This window comes from Glycomyces sp. NPDC048151, assembly GCF_043202775.1.
Classification (GTDB): Bacteria; Actinomycetota; Actinomycetes; order Mycobacteriales; family Micromonosporaceae; genus Glycomyces.
In genome coordinates, this window is record NZ_JBIDBB010000007.1 from 347,108 (window position 1) to 362,847 (window position 15,740).

The 15,740-nt window shown below is 71.1% G+C and carries 16 protein-coding genes; 8 read left to right on the top strand and 8 right to left on the bottom strand.

The features are described 5' to 3' along the window. Positions 1 to 305 precede the first annotated feature (305 nt). The 5 genes from ACGGCP_RS19090 to ACGGCP_RS19110 are packed head-to-tail and all read right to left on the bottom strand — an operon-like array spanning position 306 to position 5,318. Positions 306 to 1,214, bottom strand: a complete 909-nt coding sequence (locus tag ACGGCP_RS19090; RefSeq protein ID WP_392967866.1) for a BadF/BadG/BcrA/BcrD ATPase family protein — start codon at positions 1,212 to 1,214, stop codon at positions 306 to 308. Further along, positions 1,211 to 2,164, bottom strand: a complete 954-nt coding sequence (locus tag ACGGCP_RS19095) for a glycoside hydrolase family 113 (RefSeq protein WP_392967868.1) — start codon at positions 2,162 to 2,164, stop codon at positions 1,211 to 1,213. Before ACGGCP_RS19095 ends, ACGGCP_RS19090 begins: the two co-directional genes overlap by 4 nt. Continuing rightward, a complete protein-coding gene (locus ACGGCP_RS19100; RefSeq protein WP_392967870.1) occupies positions 2,161 to 3,018 on the bottom strand; it encodes a carbohydrate ABC transporter permease in 858 nt (285 codons plus the stop codon). Before ACGGCP_RS19100 ends, ACGGCP_RS19095 begins: the two co-directional genes overlap by 4 nt. Next, positions 3,015 to 3,989, bottom strand: coding sequence for a carbohydrate ABC transporter permease (locus ACGGCP_RS19105; protein ID WP_392967872.1), 975 nt, complete (start codon positions 3,987 to 3,989; stop codon positions 3,015 to 3,017). Before ACGGCP_RS19105 ends, ACGGCP_RS19100 begins: the two co-directional genes overlap by 4 nt. 9 nt (positions 3,990 to 3,998) lie before the next feature. Continuing rightward, positions 3,999 to 5,318, bottom strand: a complete 1,320-nt coding sequence (locus tag ACGGCP_RS19110) for an ABC transporter substrate-binding protein (protein WP_392967874.1) — start codon at positions 5,316 to 5,318, stop codon at positions 3,999 to 4,001. Between the two features lie 274 nt (positions 5,319 to 5,592). Here ACGGCP_RS19110 and ACGGCP_RS19115 point away from each other — a divergent pair, with 274 nt between their 5' ends. Continuing rightward, a complete protein-coding gene (locus ACGGCP_RS19115) occupies positions 5,593 to 6,621 on the top strand; it encodes a LacI family DNA-binding transcriptional regulator (protein WP_392967876.1) in 1,029 nt (342 codons plus the stop codon). Here ACGGCP_RS19115 and katG read toward each other — a convergent pair. Further along, the gene (gene katG / locus ACGGCP_RS19120; protein WP_392967878.1) at positions 6,618 to 8,825 is read right to left on the bottom strand and encodes a catalase/peroxidase HPI; all 2,208 of its coding nucleotides are present in this window, start codon (positions 8,823 to 8,825) and stop codon (positions 6,618 to 6,620) included. The two genes, ACGGCP_RS19115 and katG, sit on opposite strands and share 4 nt — an antisense overlap. A gap of 240 nt (positions 8,826 to 9,065) precedes the next feature. Here katG and ACGGCP_RS19125 point away from each other — a divergent pair, with 240 nt between their 5' ends. The 3 genes from ACGGCP_RS19125 (at position 9,066) to ACGGCP_RS19135 (ending at position 11,550) form a co-directional block, all read left to right on the top strand. Beyond that, complete coding sequence (locus tag ACGGCP_RS19125; RefSeq protein ID WP_392967880.1) at positions 9,066 to 9,296, top strand: hypothetical protein; 231 nt, start codon at positions 9,066 to 9,068, stop codon at positions 9,294 to 9,296. A gap of 71 nt (positions 9,297 to 9,367) precedes the next feature. Next, positions 9,368 to 10,078 carry a response regulator transcription factor gene (locus tag ACGGCP_RS19130; RefSeq protein ID WP_392967882.1) on the top strand — a complete coding sequence of 237 codons (711 nt, stop codon included), beginning with the start codon at positions 9,368 to 9,370 and terminating at the stop codon, positions 10,076 to 10,078. Next, the gene (locus tag ACGGCP_RS19135; RefSeq protein ID WP_392967884.1) at positions 10,078 to 11,550 is read left to right on the top strand and encodes a sensor histidine kinase; all 1,473 of its coding nucleotides are present in this window, start codon (positions 10,078 to 10,080) and stop codon (positions 11,548 to 11,550) included. The genes ACGGCP_RS19130 and ACGGCP_RS19135 overlap by 1 nt, the downstream gene beginning before the upstream one ends. A 9-nt stretch (positions 11,551 to 11,559) precedes the next feature. On the opposite strand, the gene bcp is transcribed toward ACGGCP_RS19135, so the two are convergent. Beyond that, positions 11,560 to 12,033, bottom strand: coding sequence for a thioredoxin-dependent thiol peroxidase (bcp, locus tag ACGGCP_RS19140; RefSeq protein ID WP_392967886.1), 474 nt, complete (start codon positions 12,031 to 12,033; stop codon positions 11,560 to 11,562). 256 nt (positions 12,034 to 12,289) lie between these two features. Here bcp and ACGGCP_RS19145 point away from each other — a divergent pair, with 256 nt between their 5' ends. From ACGGCP_RS19145 to ACGGCP_RS19160, 4 genes are read left to right on the top strand one after another with little or no spacing between them, the layout of a single operon-like run. Continuing rightward, positions 12,290 to 12,985 (top strand): energy-coupling factor ABC transporter permease, encoded by a 696-nt coding sequence (locus ACGGCP_RS19145; RefSeq protein ID WP_392967887.1) that lies wholly within the window; start codon positions 12,290 to 12,292, stop codon positions 12,983 to 12,985. Further along, a complete protein-coding gene (locus ACGGCP_RS19150; RefSeq protein WP_392967889.1) occupies positions 12,982 to 13,317 on the top strand; it encodes a PDGLE domain-containing protein in 336 nt (111 codons plus the stop codon). The genes ACGGCP_RS19145 and ACGGCP_RS19150 overlap by 4 nt, the downstream gene beginning before the upstream one ends. Then, positions 13,314 to 14,075, top strand: coding sequence for a cobalt ECF transporter T component CbiQ (gene cbiQ, locus ACGGCP_RS19155; protein WP_392967890.1), 762 nt, complete (start codon positions 13,314 to 13,316; stop codon positions 14,073 to 14,075). The genes ACGGCP_RS19150 and cbiQ overlap by 4 nt, the downstream gene beginning before the upstream one ends. Further along, positions 14,072 to 14,824 (top strand): energy-coupling factor ABC transporter ATP-binding protein, encoded by a 753-nt coding sequence (locus ACGGCP_RS19160; RefSeq protein WP_392967892.1) that lies wholly within the window; start codon positions 14,072 to 14,074, stop codon positions 14,822 to 14,824. The genes cbiQ and ACGGCP_RS19160 overlap by 4 nt, the downstream gene beginning before the upstream one ends. Positions 14,825 to 14,948: 124 nt before the next feature. Here ACGGCP_RS19160 and ACGGCP_RS19165 read toward each other — a convergent pair whose 3' ends face one another. Then, positions 14,949 to 15,683 (bottom strand): DsbA family protein, encoded by a 735-nt coding sequence (locus ACGGCP_RS19165; RefSeq protein WP_392967894.1) that lies wholly within the window; start codon positions 15,681 to 15,683, stop codon positions 14,949 to 14,951. Between the last annotated feature and the right edge of the window lie 57 nt (positions 15,684 to 15,740).

The window sequence follows — 15,740 nt, forward strand, 5'->3', positions numbered from 1 at the left end:
TGTGGTCTTGCCGGTCCTACGCGGCGGCGGCGCGGGCCCCGCCGGGCCTCACGGCCGGTGCCGCGCTAGCGCGCTCGCAGTCCTTGACGGTGGTGTTCGCGGCGGGTGCGGGTCGCGCGGCGGCTGTGGCGCGGGCGGGCGCACCGCTCACCGGATTCCCTGCGCCGCAGCGCGAGCGCCGCCCAGTGCGCGCTGGCGATGCGCGCGATGAGCGCGCCCGCCGCCTGGACGGCGGCCTCGGTTCCGTGCGCAGGTGAAGGCTGCGTCTCTCTCCGAAGTGCTTGTCCCGCAACGCGAACGCCGCCTCAGTTCGCCCTGGCGACGGCGATGCGTGCGGCGAGGGCGCTCGCGGGGGCCACGTCGGGCAGCGCCTGGGCGCCGTCCAGCGGGTCCGTCTCGCCTACGGCGACTTCGGCTCCGGGGAGGGCCTCCTGGACCGCGTCGGTGAACGCCGCCGCGAGCGGCGGCGCGGTGAAGACCCCGCCGATGCCGCGCACGCGGGGCCGCTCGGCCTCGCCGACGCGGCGCAGGCCCGCGACCGCCGAGAGCGCCAGCTCGCGGCCCGCCGCGGCGAGGATCGCCGAGGCGACCGCGTCGCCCTCCGCGGCTGCCGCGGTGACCGCGCGGGCGTACCCGGCGGTGCGCCGCACCCGGTCCGGGTCGGCCTGCAGCTCGAGGTAGGCCCGCTCGATGTCGGGGAAGTCGGCCGCGACGAGGCCGGTGAGCGCGGTCGGGCCGCCCCGGCCGTCGTGGGCGCGCATCACCGCGTCCAGGCCCGCCCGGCCGATCCAGAAGCCGCTGCCCGCGTCCCCGATGAGGTGGCCCCAGCCGTCGACCCGCGCGACCTCGTTGCGGCCCACCGCGAGCGTGACCACCCCGGTGCCGGAGGCGACGACCGCGCCGCGGCCGTCGCCGAGCGCCCCGAGGAACGCCGTCACGGAGTCGTGCGCGATGTGGACCGACCTGAGGCCCCCGTGCCGGGCCAGGAGCGCGGCCGCCTCGGTGTCCGCCGACTCCAGGCCCGAGACGCCGAGGGCCAGCCGCTCGAACGCGTGCCCGTCCGCGACCGCCCGGTCGACGACGGCCGCGAGCTGCGGTAGCAGCGGGCCGTCCGTGCGGACCCCGGGGGCCGACCAGTCGGCGGTGCGGCCCGCGCCCTGCAGGCGGACCTTCACGCTCGTCTGCCCCGCGTCGATCGCCAGTGTCGCGGTCACCCGGCGGTCCTCTCGGCGTAGTGGCGGGCGATCAGGTCGGCCGCGGGCTTCCCGTACGGGCAGTAGTCGTCGTTCGCCGCGGCGTCGGCCTCGGCGTAGAGCATCGGCGGCCAGTCCCAGAGCATGAATCCGCCGACCCACGGCCGCGCGTCGCACGCGGCGAACATCGCCTCGTAGTACCGCGCCTGCTCCGCGCCGGACGGGTCGCCCGGCAGGCTCCAGTCGTTCGGCCGGTTCGGCGAGCCGGTGCGCGAGGGGCAGCCCGCCTCCATGAAGAAGAACGGCTTCCCCGAGGCGGCGACGACCGGCTCGATCCGGTCGAGCTCGGCCTCCCACCGGTCGATCGGGTAGTACCCGCTCGAGGACACCACGTCGACCGCGTCCCACCAGGTGACGTGGTCCTCCTGGTACTTGTCGCAGTTGTACGTGACCAGCCCCGAGTAGACCTCGCGGACCGATGCGAGGAGCTCCCGCCACTCGGCCTCCCGGCCGTCGGCGCGGACCATCTCGCATCCGACGCAGAGCATCTCGCAGCCCTCGGCCTCGGCGATCCGCGCCGAGTGGACGATGAACTCCCGGTACGACGCGAACCAGTCGCCCCAGGTCGGCTCGCCCGGGACGTCCCAGTCGAAGAACCCGATGTACGCCCGCCACGTGCCGTCGCCGACGTTCACGACCGGCTTGAGGCACACCTTGAGCCCCAAGGACTTCGCCTCCCGGATCGCCCACACCACCTCGTCGTCGGTGACCGTGGGCTCCTCCCGGAACGGCACCACAGTGGACTGCGCGGTCTCCTGGACCGCCGCGTACGCGATCGCGGTCCAGTTGACGCCGATGCCGGTCATCGCCCGCATCGACGCGGCGGCCTCCGGGGCCGCCCACGTCCCGCGCACCCCGGTCCAGCCCCAGGTCATACCGGCCACATACGGGGCCAAGGGGTTCGCGGTCATTTCACGGCTCCCGAGGTGAGGCCCCTGTAGATCCACCGCTGGAGGAACAGGAACGCGATGAGGGTGGGGATGATGACGATGAGCGTCCCGGCCGAGATGACCTCCCACTGCGCGCCGAACGGGCCCTTGAACCGGAACAGCGACGTGGAGATCAGGTCCTGCGAGGGCAGGTACAGGAACGGCGTGTAGAACTCGTTGTAGATCGCGATGCCCTTGATGATCACGACCGTGGCGATCGCGGGGCGCAGCAGCGGCAGCACGATCTTCCAGTAGATCGTCCAGCGGTTCGCGCCGTCGATCATCGCCGCCTCGTCCAGCGATGCCGGGATGGCCTGCATGAACTGGATGAACAGGTAGATCGCGATGATGTCGGTGCCCATGAACAAGAGGATCAGCGCGGCCTTCGTGTCGTACAGCCCCATGCCGTTGATGACCTGGAACGTGGCGACCTGGCTGGTGACGCCCGGGATGAGCGTGGCGATGAGGAACAGCGCGAACACGAGCTTCTTGCCGCGGAACTCGAACCGGTCGAGCCCGTACGCGGCCATCGTGCCGATGAGGATCGTGCCCGTGAGCGAGACGGCGAGGACGATGCCGGTGTTGACGATGCCCTGGAGCATCTCGCCGCTGTCGAAGGCCGTCACGAAGTTCGACAGGTTGAACCAGTTCGACGGCGGCGTGAGCGCGCCCGTCGAGCCGTACTCCTCCGCGGTCTTCAGACTCGCGAACAGCACGGTGACCAGCGGCAGCAGCGTGCACGCCGCCGCCAGGACCAGGCTCAGGTACTTCGCGGTGCCGACGGTGACGCGCTGCGCCTTCAGCCCCGGCCGCGGGTCGTTGTGGACGGTGGTCATGTCAGGTCCACCTTCTCGTCGGGGAAGAGCTTGCGCTGCACGAAGGTCACCAGGAGGACGATCACGAGCAGGATCACGGCCATCGCGGAGGCGACGCCGACCTGCCGGTGCGTGAACGCGGTCTGGATGGTCGAGATGACGAACGTGGACGTGCCGTTCGCGCCGCCGGTCATGATGAACGGGATCTCGAAGACGCTGAGCGAGCCCGCGATCGACAGGACGAAGCACAGGCCGATGATGCGGCGGATGCCCGGCAGGATGATCGCCCAGAACTGCTGCCACTTGTTCGCGCCGTCGAGCTCGGCCGCCTCGTAGATGTCGGAAGGGATCGATTGGATCGCGCCGAGGAACAGCACGAAGTTCATGCCCATGTACCGCCAGATGCTGGTGCCCGCGAGCGACCAGTTCGCGATCTCGGGGTCGCCGATCCACTGCGGCGGGTCGGCCAGGCCGAACCACGACAGGACCGTATCGAGCGTCCCGCCCGGCTGGAACAGGTACAGGAACACGAACCCGATGGCGACGCCGTTGATGAGGTACGGGAAGAACAGCACGCCGCGGAAGAAGTTCCTGAACCGGGTGTTGAAGCTCAGGATCGTCGCGAAGTACAGCGCGAGACCGATCTGCAGGAACGACGCCCCGAAGTAGTAGAGGCTGACGTAGAAGACCTCGAAGATGCGCGGGTCGGTGAAGACCTGCACGTAGTTGTCGACGCCCACGTAGTTCAGGCTCTGGTCGATGCCGTCCCAGTCGGTGAGGCTGAAGTACAGCAGGTTCGCCGCGGGCCAGTAGGTGAGCAGGACCAGCAGCGCGACCGCGGCCGCGATGAACAGGTACGGGGTGAGCTGGCGCCGCGTCTGCCTCCAGGACCGCCGCCGGGCGGCCCCGGAGGGCCGCGCGGGGCGGCCCTCCGGGTGGAGGCGGTCGGCGCTGGTGTCCGCCGAGGCGGCACCGGTTGCGTTGATCGCCATTGGTGTCCCTTAGCCCGCGACCCGTTCGACCGACTCGCCCCAGCGGGCGTTCAGGTCGGCGAAGAAGCCCTCCTTGTCGCCGTCGGCCGCGCCGCGGGCGACGTCGACGAGCTCCTGGCGGTAGATGTTGCCGAACAGGTCGACCTGCGAATCGCTGGAGACCTCGTTGAGCAGGCCTTCCTCACCGGCGGGGGCGGCGTTCATCTCCATGAGCTCGACGCCGTTCTCCTCCAGGCCGGCCAGGTTCTCGGGCAGCGGGTCGGCCTTCACCGTGGAGATCATGGCCTCGTTCTCGGCGAAGCCGGACTCCTCGATGAACCACTGGATCCAGGCCCAGGCCGCGGCCTTGGACTCGGAGTGGCGGCTGACGGCGAGGTTGTAGTCGCCGCCGATGACCGCGTGCTGGGTGCCGTCGACGTTCGAGGGGAACGCCATGTAGCCGATGTCGGCGGCGGAGGCCCCGTTGGCCTCGGCGGCGGCCTGCATCTGCGAGATCGCCCAGGAGCCGAGGGTCATCGTGCCGATCTTGCCGGTCGCGATGTCGATCTTGGACTGCTCCCAGTTCGTGGTGAGCGGGTCCTCCTCGGTCAGGCCCGCGGCGACGGCGTCGTAGAGCAGGCCGTCGATCGCGTACATGTCCTTGCCCTCGGTCCAGGGCGCGGGGTCCTTCGCCATCTGGCTGGAGGCGTCGGGGTTGGCGGTGACGCCGCCGAGGTTCCCGAAGGACTGGCCGAGGGGCCAGCCGTCCTTGTAGTTGGTGTACATCGGGATGGCGTCGGTCTTGTCCTCGATGAGCTGGAGCGCGGCGAGGAACGCCTCGGGGGTGGTCGGCAGCTCGGTGATGCCCGCCTGCTCGAACACGCGCTTGTTGTAGAGGACGCCGTTCGCGTTGCCGCCGATGGCGAGCCCGTACTGGGTCCCGTCGTAGGAGGCGCCGTTGAGGAACCGGTAGGTCTCCTCGAACTCGGCCTTCTCGCCGAGCGGCTCGAGGAACTGGTCGTACTGGTTCGGCTGGATCGCGGCGGGGATGCCGATGACGTCGCCGTAGTTGTCGGTGCTGATGCGGGTGGTCATCTCGCCCGCGTAGTCGGTGATGCCTTCGACTTCCACCGAGACGTCCGGGTACTTCTCCTCGAACGCCGCGATGTACTCGTCGAACTTGCCGTTCTCGACGAGGTCGGTGCGCCACGTGATGATCTTGAGGTCGCCCTTCACCTCGCCGTCGATCGTGTTCGAGGGGTCGTTGTCGGCGGCGCCGCCCATGCAACCGCTGAGCGCGATCGCGGCGGCGGCGATGGTCGCGACACCGGCCAATGCCTTCTTCTTCATGAGGGACTCCTTGTCGGGTTCTTCATTGAACTGCTCCGCGCGGCCGTTCTAGCGGAGCTGAACGAAGCGTAGTATCTGAACCGGTTAAGGGCAAGTTCATGTCAACGCTGTCTTGTTATCGATCGGTGATCTTTCCGGATATTGAGCAGGCGTTGAGCTGGGAATTCATATCTTCATCAGGCAATTCATATCGATGAAATTCGACTTCATGTCCAACGTTGGACACCAAATGACTTGACCGCATAAGCGCAGGTTCGGAGAAGAAGGGCCCGGTATGGCGATGCAGCAGCGGGCGACGGCCGAGGACGTCGCGCGGCTCGCGAGGGTGAGCTCGAAGACCGTCTCGCGGGTGTTCGGGAACCGGGAGGCCGTCGCCCCCGCGACCGCCGAGCGGGTCCTGGACGCCGCGAAGCGGCTCCGGTTCCGGCCCAACTCGCTCGCGCGCACACTGCGGCGCGGCGGCGCGACCGACACGGTCGGCTTCGTCATGGGGGAGTTCGGCAACCCGTTCTACTACGGGATCGCCTCAGGGATCGAGCAGGAGCTCTCCCGCAACGGGAACGCCCTCGTCGTCGCCACCACAGGGGACGTCCCGGACGGCGAGGAGCGCGTGGTCGACGCCCTGCTCGCCCAGCGCGTCGGTGCGCTCCTGCTCGTGCCCGTCGCCGCCGACCAGTCCTATCTGGAGGGCGAGCGGCACCTGGGGACGCCGGTCGTCGCGATCGACCGGCCCGCGCGGAACCTCGTCGCGGATGCGATCGTCCTCGCCGGGCGCGACGGCGTCCGCGACGCGACTACGCGGCTGCTGCGCCTGGGCCACCGCCGCATCGGCTACGCGTGCAACCCCGCTTCGGTCGCCACCCAGGCCGAGCGGGTCGCGGGCTACCGGGAGGCCATGGCCGCCAACGGGATCGGCGACACCAGGCGCTGGGAGCGGCTCGTCGACGACCCGCACGCCGCCCCGGAGCGGATCATCGCCGGGCTCCTCGGCGGCGAGGACCCGCCGACGGCCGTCGTCACCGGGAACAACCGCATGACCGTGGGGGCGCTGCGCGCCATGCGCTCTCTGGGCGGGGACGCCCCGGCGCTCATCGGCTTCGACGACTTCGACACCGCCGACGTGCTCGGCGTCAGCGTCATCGCCCACGACCCGGTGGACCTGGGGCGGCACGCGGCCCGGCTCGCGATCGAGCGGATGGCGGACCCGCTCGGGTTCACCAGGAGGATCGAGCTGCCGACGCGGTTCGTCGCGCGCGGCTCGGGGGAGCGGCCCCCGGCTCGCGCCGGGGGCCCGCGCGGTTAGCGCACGTCGAAGCGGTCGGCGTTCATGACCTTCGTCCACGCGCGGTTGAAGTCGCGGATGAAGTGCGACTCGGCGTCGTCGGCGGCGTAGACCTCGGCGACGGCGCGGAGCTCGGAGTTCGAGCCGAACACCAGGTCGACGCGGGAACCCGTCCACTTGCGCGCGCCGGTGGCGCGGTCGCGGGCCTCGAAGTGCTGCGAGTCGTCCGAGACCGGCGACCACTCGATGTCCGGCGACAGCAGGTTCCGGTAGAAGTCGTTGGTGAGCTGCCCGGGCCGGTCGGTGAGGACGCCGACGGGCGAGTCCTCGAAGTTGACGCCGAGGACGCGCAGGCCCCCGACGAGCACCGTCATCTCCGGGACCGTCAGGCCCAGCAGGTTCGAGCGGTCCACCAGCATGTACTCGGCGGGCAGCCGCTGCGCCTTGCCGACGTAGTTGCGGAACCCGTCGGCGGCCGGTTCGAGCGGCGCGAACGAGTCCGCGTCGGTCTGCTCCTGCGTCGCGTCGACCCGGCCGGGCGTGAACGGCACCTCGATGTGGTGCCCGGCGGCCTCGGCGGCGCGCTCGATCGCGGCCGAGCCGCCCAGGACGATCAGGTCGGCGAGCGAGACGCGCTTGCCGCCGGAGCGGGCGTTGAACGCCTCCTGGACGCCTTCGAGCGCGCGGAGCACGGCCGCGAGCGACTCCGGTTCGTTGACCTCCCAGTCCTTCTGCGGTTCGAGCCGGATGCGGGCCCCGTTCGCGCCGCCGCGCTTGTCGCTGCCGCGGAACGAGGACGCCGCCGCCCACGCGGCGGCAATGAGCTGCCGCTGCGTCGGGCCCGACTCGAGGATCCGCTCCTTCAGGTCGGCGATGTCGGACTCCTCGACCGGCTCGTAGTCCGCGGTCGGGAGCGGGTCCTGCCAGATCAGCTGCTCAGAAGGAACCTCCGGGCCCTTGTAGCGCCAGATCGGTCCCAGGTCGCGGTGCGTGAGCTTGAACCACGCGCGCGCGAACGCGTCCTCCAGCTTGTCCGGGTGCTCGAGGAACCGCCGCGCGATCGCCTCGTACACCGGGTCGAACCGCAGCGACAGGTCGGTGGTCAGCATCGTCGGCGCGTGCCGCTTCGTCGGGTCGTGCGCGTCGGGGACGGTGCCCTCGCCCGCGCCGTCCTTCGGCCGCCACTGGTGCGCCCCGGCCGGGCTGTCGAACAGCTCCCACTCGTAGCCGAACAGGATCTGCAGGAAGCTGTTGTCCCACTCGGTCGGCGTGTTCGTCCAGATCCCCTCGAGGCCGCTGGTGATCGTGTCGTTCCCCTTGCCGGTGCCGTGCGCGTTCGCCCAGCCCAGGCCCTGCGCCTCCAGCGGCGCGGCCTCCGGCTCGGCCCCGAGGTTCGACTCCGGCGCGGCCCCGTGGGTCTTGCCGAACGTGTGGCCGCCGACGATGAGCGCGACGGTCTCCTCGTCGTTCATCGCCATGCGCCCGAACGTGTCGCGGATGTCCTGCGCCGACTCGACCGGGTCCGGGCGGCCGCCCGTGCCCTGCGGGTTGACGTAGATGAGGCCCATCTGGGCCGCCGCGAACGCGTCGTCGATCCGCTGGTCCTCGCCGCGCCGCTGGTCGTCGAGCCAGTCGGTCTCCGGGCCCCAGTAGATGTCCTCGTCGGCCTCCCACGCGTCCTCGCGGCCCCCGCCGAACCCGAACGTGCGAAAGCCCATCGACTCCAGGGCGACGTTCCCGGTGAGGATCATCAGGTCCGCCCAGGAGAGCTTGCGGCCGTACTTCTGCTTGACCGGCCACAGCAGCCGCCGGGCCTTGTCGAGACTGATGTTGTCCGGCCAGGAGTTGAGCGGCGCGAACCGCTGCTGGCTCGTGCCCGCCCCGCCGCGCCCGTCGCTGATGCGGTACGTCCCGGCGCTGTGCCAGGCCATGCGGATGAACAGCGGGCCGTAGTGCCCGAAGTCCGCCGGCCACCAGTCCTTCGAGTCGGTCATGACCGCCTCGATGTCGCGCTTGACCTCGGCGAGGTCGAGGGACTCGAACGCCGCCGCGTAGTCGAAGTCGCCGCCGAGGGGGTTCCCGGCGGCCGGGTTCTTGTTGAGGAGCTTGAGGTTGATCCGGTCCGGCCACCAGCCCCGGTTGCCGCCCCCCTGGACGGGGAGCAGCGCGGGGCGGTGCCCCATCGGACAGCCGCCGGTGCCGTTGTCGTCTTGCTTGGCAGACATGGGAATCCTTCCGCAGGGTCGCTTCTGGGAGCCCGGCTTCCGTGTCGCGGACGCCCCCCACAGGTCATACCACCGCGAGCGCGACTTATGCCTGGAATCGCCGCAGAGCCGCGCCCGGATCCGCGCCGGACCGCCGGTCACCCGATCGGGGGCAAACCGGACATCGATCGTTGTCGGCGCGTCCGGTCCGGTTCACCTCGGGTTCGCTTCCAAGTCGTCTTCAGCATGGACGGTCATTCCATGACTGCTGACAACGCCGACATCGCCAGGATCGCCGCCCTCGCCATCGCCGTGCAGCGGTCGGCGCTGCTGCCGCAGGAGGAGCAGGCTGCGCTCCTCGACCGGTACCGCCGCCTGCGCGAGCACGTGCTCCGCACCGGCACCGCCGAGACCGTCCAGCGGCTCCTGGAGATCGACGAGGCCTCCGGGCCGCTGCGCCCGCGCAAGGCGGCGACTCTTACCGTTCTTTGAGGTGACTCCCAGCGGCGCCGCGGGCCCCCCGGATAGGAATGTCCGGCACGCCCCGTCATAAGGAGTCCCAGGTGAGCGAAGCGCCCGAGTACAAGGACCGCGTCCTCGTCGTCGACGACGAGGAGAACATCGGCGCGCTCCTGTCCGCCACCCTCCGCCTCACCGGCTTCGAGGTCGAGGTCGCCCGCGACGCCGCCGAGGCGCTCCGCGCCGACGCCCGCTTCGAACCCGACCTCGTCATCCTCGACGTCATGCTCCCGGACATGGACGGCTTCGAGGTCGCCAAGCGCCTGCGCGCCGGGCGCGACCTGCCCGTCCTCTTCCTCACCGCCCGCGACGCCGTCCGCGACCGCGTCACCGGCCTCACCGTCGGCGGCGACGACTACGTGACCAAGCCCTTCGACCTCGAAGAGGTGGTGCTGCGGGTCCAGGCGATCCTGCGCCGCGCCAAGACCCCCGCGCCGCCCGAGGACCGCGTCCTGCGCTACGCCGACCTCGAACTCGACGAGACCGTCCACGAGGTCCGCCGCGCCGGGCAGCCCGTCGAGCTCTCGCCCACCGAGTTCAAGCTCCTGCGCTACCTCATGCTCAACGCGGGCAAGGTCGTCAGCAAGTCGCAGATCCTCGACCGCGTCTGGAACTACGACTTCGGCGGCAACGGCCGCATCGTCGAGTCCTACGTCTACTACCTGCGCAAGAAGATCGACCACGTCGAGCCCGCGCTCATCCAGACCGTCCGCGGCTTCGGCTACGCACTGCGCGAACCGCGGGTACCGAAGTGATGAAGCCCAGGCGCTGGCGGCACTGGACCGTCCGCTCCCGCATGGCGTTCACGATCGTGACGCTGTGCGCGCTGGCCCTCGCCGCCGCCGTCCTGGCCGCCACGGCCCTCCTCCAGAACGTCCTCACCGACCGGATCGACTCGCAGCTGGAGACCGCCACCGAGATGGCGCGGAACGAGCAGCCGCCGCTGAACGCCGACGAGGACTTCAAACCGCTCGGGCCGCAGCCCGGCTTCCCCGACACGCCGCGCGTCTACACCTACGACGCCGACGGGAACCTCGTGCACGCCTTCGGCGGCGAGGACGCGGCGGAGCTCACCGGCCTCGGCGACACCGCCGCGAGCACCGGCGAGCCCTACACCGTCGAGGACGCCGACGGGAACTCCTGGCGCGTCCTCGTCGAAGCGGCCGAGGACACCGACGGGTACGTCGTCTACGCCCTGTCCTCCGAGTACGTCGGCGCGGCCACCGAGTCGCTGCTGCTCATCGGCGGCGGCGTCACGCTCGCGATCCTGCTCCTGCTCGCCGTGTCCGCGTTCTGGGTCGCGCGCCTGGGCCTGCGCCCCCTCGACCGCATGCAGGCCACCGCCGACGCGATCGCCGAAGGCCGCCTCGACGCGCGCGTCACCGACACCGACCCGCACACCGAGACCGGGCGGCTCGGCTCCGCGCTCAACACGATGCTCGCCCGGATCCAGGCCGCGCTCGACGCCAGCGCCGCCTCCGAGGCGCGTCTGCGCCAGTTCCTCGCCGACGCCTCCCACGAACTGCGCACCCCGCTGACCTCGATCAAGGGGTTCGCGCAGCTGTACCGGCGCGGCGGCGTCCCGCCGGGGCCGGTGATGGACGAGACGATCGGGCGGATCGAGGCCGAGTCGAAGCGCATGGGCCTCCTGCTCGACGACCTCATGCTCCTGGCCGCGCTCGACCGGCAGCGGCCGCTCAGCCGCGGGCCGGTCGACCTGCTCGGGGTCGCCGCCGACGCGGTGGGGGACGCGCACCTGCGCGAACCCGGCCGGTTCATCGCGCTCGAACCCCTGCACGGCGGCGACGACGAGCTGCTCGAAGCGGTCGACATCACCGGGGACGAGCCGCGGCTGCGTCAGGTCCTCACGAACCTCGTGGCGAACGCGCTGCGGCACACGCCGCCGGACGCGCGGATCACCGTGCGCCTGGGCTGGAGTTCGAGCCCGGGGCCGCGCTGCCTCGCGCAGGTCGGGGAGACCCCGGCCATGCCGGCCGCGGTCGTCGAGGTGGCCGACACCGGGCCCGGGGTCGCGCCCGAGCACGCCGAAGGCGTCTTCGAGCGGCTGTACCGGGTCGACCAGGGCCGCGCCCGCGGCGCCGAAGGCGGCTCGGGGCTGGGACTGTCGATCGTCGCGGCCATCGTGGCGGGGCACGGCGGCTGCGTGCGCCTGAGCGGGACGCCCGGCGGCGGGGCGACGTTCCGGGTGGTCCTGCCGAGATCCTGACCCGGGCCGCTAGTCGTCGAGGCCGAGCTGCTTCTTCAGGCGTGCGACGTGGCCGGTGGCCTTCACGTTGTACTGCGCGAGCTCGACGTCGCCCTGCTCGTCGATGACGAACGTGGAGCGGATGACGCCCAGGACCGTGCGGCCGTAGTTCTTCTTCTCGCCCCACGCGCCGTACTCCTCGAGCACCTTGTGCTCGGGGTCGGACAGGAGCGGGAAGGTCAGGCCGTCGCGCTCGACGAACTTGGCCAGGGCCTCCGGTTCATCGGGGGAGATCCCGAGGACCGCGTAGCCGGCGGCCTGGAGGCCGGTGAGGCTGTCGCGGAAGTCGCAGGCCTCCTTGGTGCAACCGGGCGTCATGGCCTTCGGGTAGGCGAACAGGATCACCTTGCGGCCCTGGAGGCTCGACAGGGTCACCGGGTCGCCGGTGTCGGTGGTCAGCGTGAAGTCAGGCGCCGTCTCACCAGGCTGAAGTCGTACGTTCACAGGTCGAAACCCTACCGGTCGTCCCTGACAATCCCCTGGGAGCACGCTCGACGGTCCCTGTCCGGCGGACGTTGGCTACCCGACACTTCCCGGTCCCGCTTGACGGCGACCGAGACGCTATTGCAAAATGATTGCAATAGCCTGACAGTGGGCTGTTGATTCCGCGCGTGGGCGCCTTGCATCCGGTAAGGCGACCGCCACACCCTCCCCGGCCCGCCCCAGGCCCCCACAACCAGTCGAAAGGCGGCACCTGCCCGTGTCAGACCTGGCGCTGCACATCCCGGTCGACGTCGTAGACGGACCGACCTCCCTCGCCTTCGCCCTTGTCGCCGCCATCGCAGTCGGCGTCTGCATCCTCATGGCCCGCAGGCACCTCGACGAACGGCTCGTGCCGCTCGCCGGGCTCGCGACGGCCTTCATCTTCGCCGCGCAGATGCTCAACTTCCCCGTCGCCGCGGGCGTCTCGGGGCACCTCCTCGGCGGCGCCCTCGCCGCCGCGCTCCTCGGCCCCTGGCTCGGCGCGCTCTGCGTCACCGTCGTCATCACCATCCAGGCGCTCCTGTTCGCCGACGGCGCCGTCACCGCCCTGGGGCTCAACGTCGTCAACATGGCCGTCATCGCCGCGTTCACCGGCTACGGCGTGATCGCCCTGGCGCTCAAGGTCCTCCCGCGCACCCGCCTGGGCCTGGGCGTCGCGGTCTTCGCGGCCGCCGTCGTCAGCGTCGTCGCCGCCTCCGCCGGGTTCGTCCTCCAGTTCTGGCTCGGCGGTGAGGAGGTCGGCCAGTCCTTCGGCGCGATGGCCGCCGCGATCCTCGGCACCCACGTCCTCATCGGCATCGGCGAAGGCGTCATCACCGCCGGAGCCGTCACCGCGGTGGCGGTCGCCCGCCCCGACCTCGTCTACGCCCTGCGCGGCACCCGCCTCGCCCAGACCGCGAAGGAGTCGGTGTGAAGACCAAGCGCTTCTGGATCGCCAGCGTCATCGTCACGCTGATCCTCGCCGGGTTCGTGTCCCTGTTCGCCTCCGCCTCACCGGACGGCCTCGAATCGGTGCTCCTCACCGGCTGCGAGACCGCCGACGGCGAGATCACCGGCGGCGCCTGCGTCCTCCAGGCCGCGGGCGACCACGAGATCGGCGGCGTCTTCGCCGACTACGGCATGTCGTTCCTCGACAATGAGATCCTCGGCGCCTCGCTCGCCGGGATCCTCGGCGTCGTCCTCACCCTGGTGCTCGCCACCGGGTTCTTCTGGCTCCTCGCCCGCGGCAGGAAGCGCGAAGCGTGAGCCCGGTCGACGGGCTCTACCGGCCGGGGGACTCGCCGGTCCACCGGCTGCGGCCCCAGGTGAAGATCGTCGCGCTCGTCGCCTTCACCTGCGCCGTCGCGGCCACCCCGCGGGAAGCCGTGTGGGCCTTCGGGACCTACGCGCTGCTCCTCGCGGGGCTGTTCGCGCTCGCCCGCGTCCCGCTCGCGTGGGTGCTCTCCCGCAGCCTCGTCGAGTCGCCGTTCCTGGTGCTGGCGCTCGCGTTCCCGTTCATGGTCGAAGGACCCGCCGTCCACCTCGGATTCCTCACCGTCTCCGAGACGGGACTGTGGGCCGGATGGAACCTCCTCGCGAAGGCGACCCTCGGCGTGTGGGCCGCGCTGCTGCTCTCGGCCACCACGCCCGTCGCCGGGGTCCTCGCCGGGCTCTCGCGGCTGCGCTGCCCCGAGATCCTCCTCCAGATCACCGCGTTCGCGATCCGCTACGCCCACCTCACCGTCGCCGAAGTGACGCAGATGCGCCTGGCCCGCCTCGCCCGCTGCGACGACCCGCGCTTCCTGTGGCAGGCCGGCGCGCTCGCCCGCAGCCTCGGCGTCGTCTTCATCCGCTCCTTCGAACGCGGCGAACGCGTCTGGCAGGCCATGGCCGCCCGCGGCTACACCGGGCGGCTCCCTCTCGACGTCGGCCCCGCGCCCGCCAGCGCCCTCCAGTGGTCCGCCGCGCTCGCCGCCCCCGCGCTGGCCGCGGGCATCGCAGCCTGGACGGCGGTGTTCGCATGAGCGCGTTGAAGATCGAAGGCCTCGAACACGTCTACCCGGACGGCCACCGCGCCCTCGACGGCGTCGACCTCGAAGTGCGCGAAGGGGAACGCGTCGCGATCCTCGGCCCCAACGGCGCCGGGAAGACCACGCTCATGCTCCACCTCGCCGGGCTCCTCACCGCCACCGCCGGGGCAGTGACGGTGGGGGAGGCGAGAGTGGAGAAGAAGACCCTCGCCGAGATCCGCCGCCGCGTCGGTATCGTCTTCCAGAGTCCCGACGACCAGCTGTTCATGCCCACCGTCGCCGACGACGTCGGGTTCGGCCCGGCGAACCTCGGCCTGCGCGGGCCCGAACTCGCCGCGCGCGTCGAAGCCGCCCTGCGGGACGTGGGGCTCGCCGACCTCGCCGACCGGCCGCCGCACCACCTCTCGGTCGGGCAGCAGCGCCGCGCCGCCCTCGCGGGCGTGCTCGCGATGCGCCCGGACATCGTGGTGTGCGACGAGCCGAGCGCGAACCTCGACCCGGCCGCCCGCCGCGACCTCGCGAAGATCCTGCACGCGACCGCGCCGACCCTGCTCCTGGTCACGCACGACCTGCCGTACGCCCTCCAGCTGTGCGAGCGGGCCGTGATCCTCGACGCGGGCCGCGTCGCCGCCGACGGCCCTACCGCCGAGATCCTCGCCGATACCGAACTGCTGCAACGGCACCGGCTCGAACTTCCCTTCGGCTTCTCCCTGGAGACGGCGCTGGCGGCGATGCGGGGATAGACCCCGTCCCGCGGTCCCTTGCCCCCGTTCGGGACCGCGGGACGGCCTTCCCCGGGCACACTTCACCGCCGACGCCGAAGGGGCGCGGCCACGCGAGTGGCCGCGCCCCTTGCACTCGCTTGGCTCAGCCCGCGTCGATCGCGGCCTGCACGTCCTCGGCGAACGTCGCGTTCTCGACCGTCTCGCCGTTGACCTTCGCGGTCGGCGTCGCGGTGATGCCCTGCTCCGAGGTCGCGTTCGCGTTGCCGTCGGCGACCCAGCTTCGGTACGTGTCGTCCTCCACACAGGACTGCCAGTCGGAGTCGAGGCCCATGTCAGTGCCGATCTTGACCAGCTCGTCGTCATTGAGGCCGCTGGTGTTCTCGGCGGGCTGGTTCTCGAACAGCGCCAGCGTGTAGTCGAGGAACTGCTGCTCGCCGACGTCGGCCGCGCACACCGCCGCGTTCGCCGCGCGGCTGGAGTACTCGGTGTCGTTGCTGAGCCGGTCGAGGATCGTGAGCGGGTGGTAGTTCACCGTCACCGAGCCGTCGTCGATCCACCCCTGGATCTGCGCCGCGTACGCCTGCTCGAACTGGTTGCACGCCGGGCACATGTAGTCGATGAACAGGTCGACCTCGACCGGGCCGTCGCCGACCTGCACCGCGTAGGTGTCCGTGGTCCGCGCCGACGGCTCGTTGTCCTCGAACTCGGGCTGGCTGTTCATCAAGATGCCCGCCGTGAGGAGCCCTCCGATGAGCAGTACGGCGGCGCCGATCGCCACCCCGAACACGATCTTCCGGCGCTGCGCCTCGGCGGCCTGCTGCTTGCGCAGCGCCTCGGCGGCCTGACGGCGGTCGGTGTTCCGGTTCGACTTCCCCATGTGCCTCGCTCAGCCTTTCTCCGGTCCAACACTCGATTCACGAAGCGGATTCGAGTA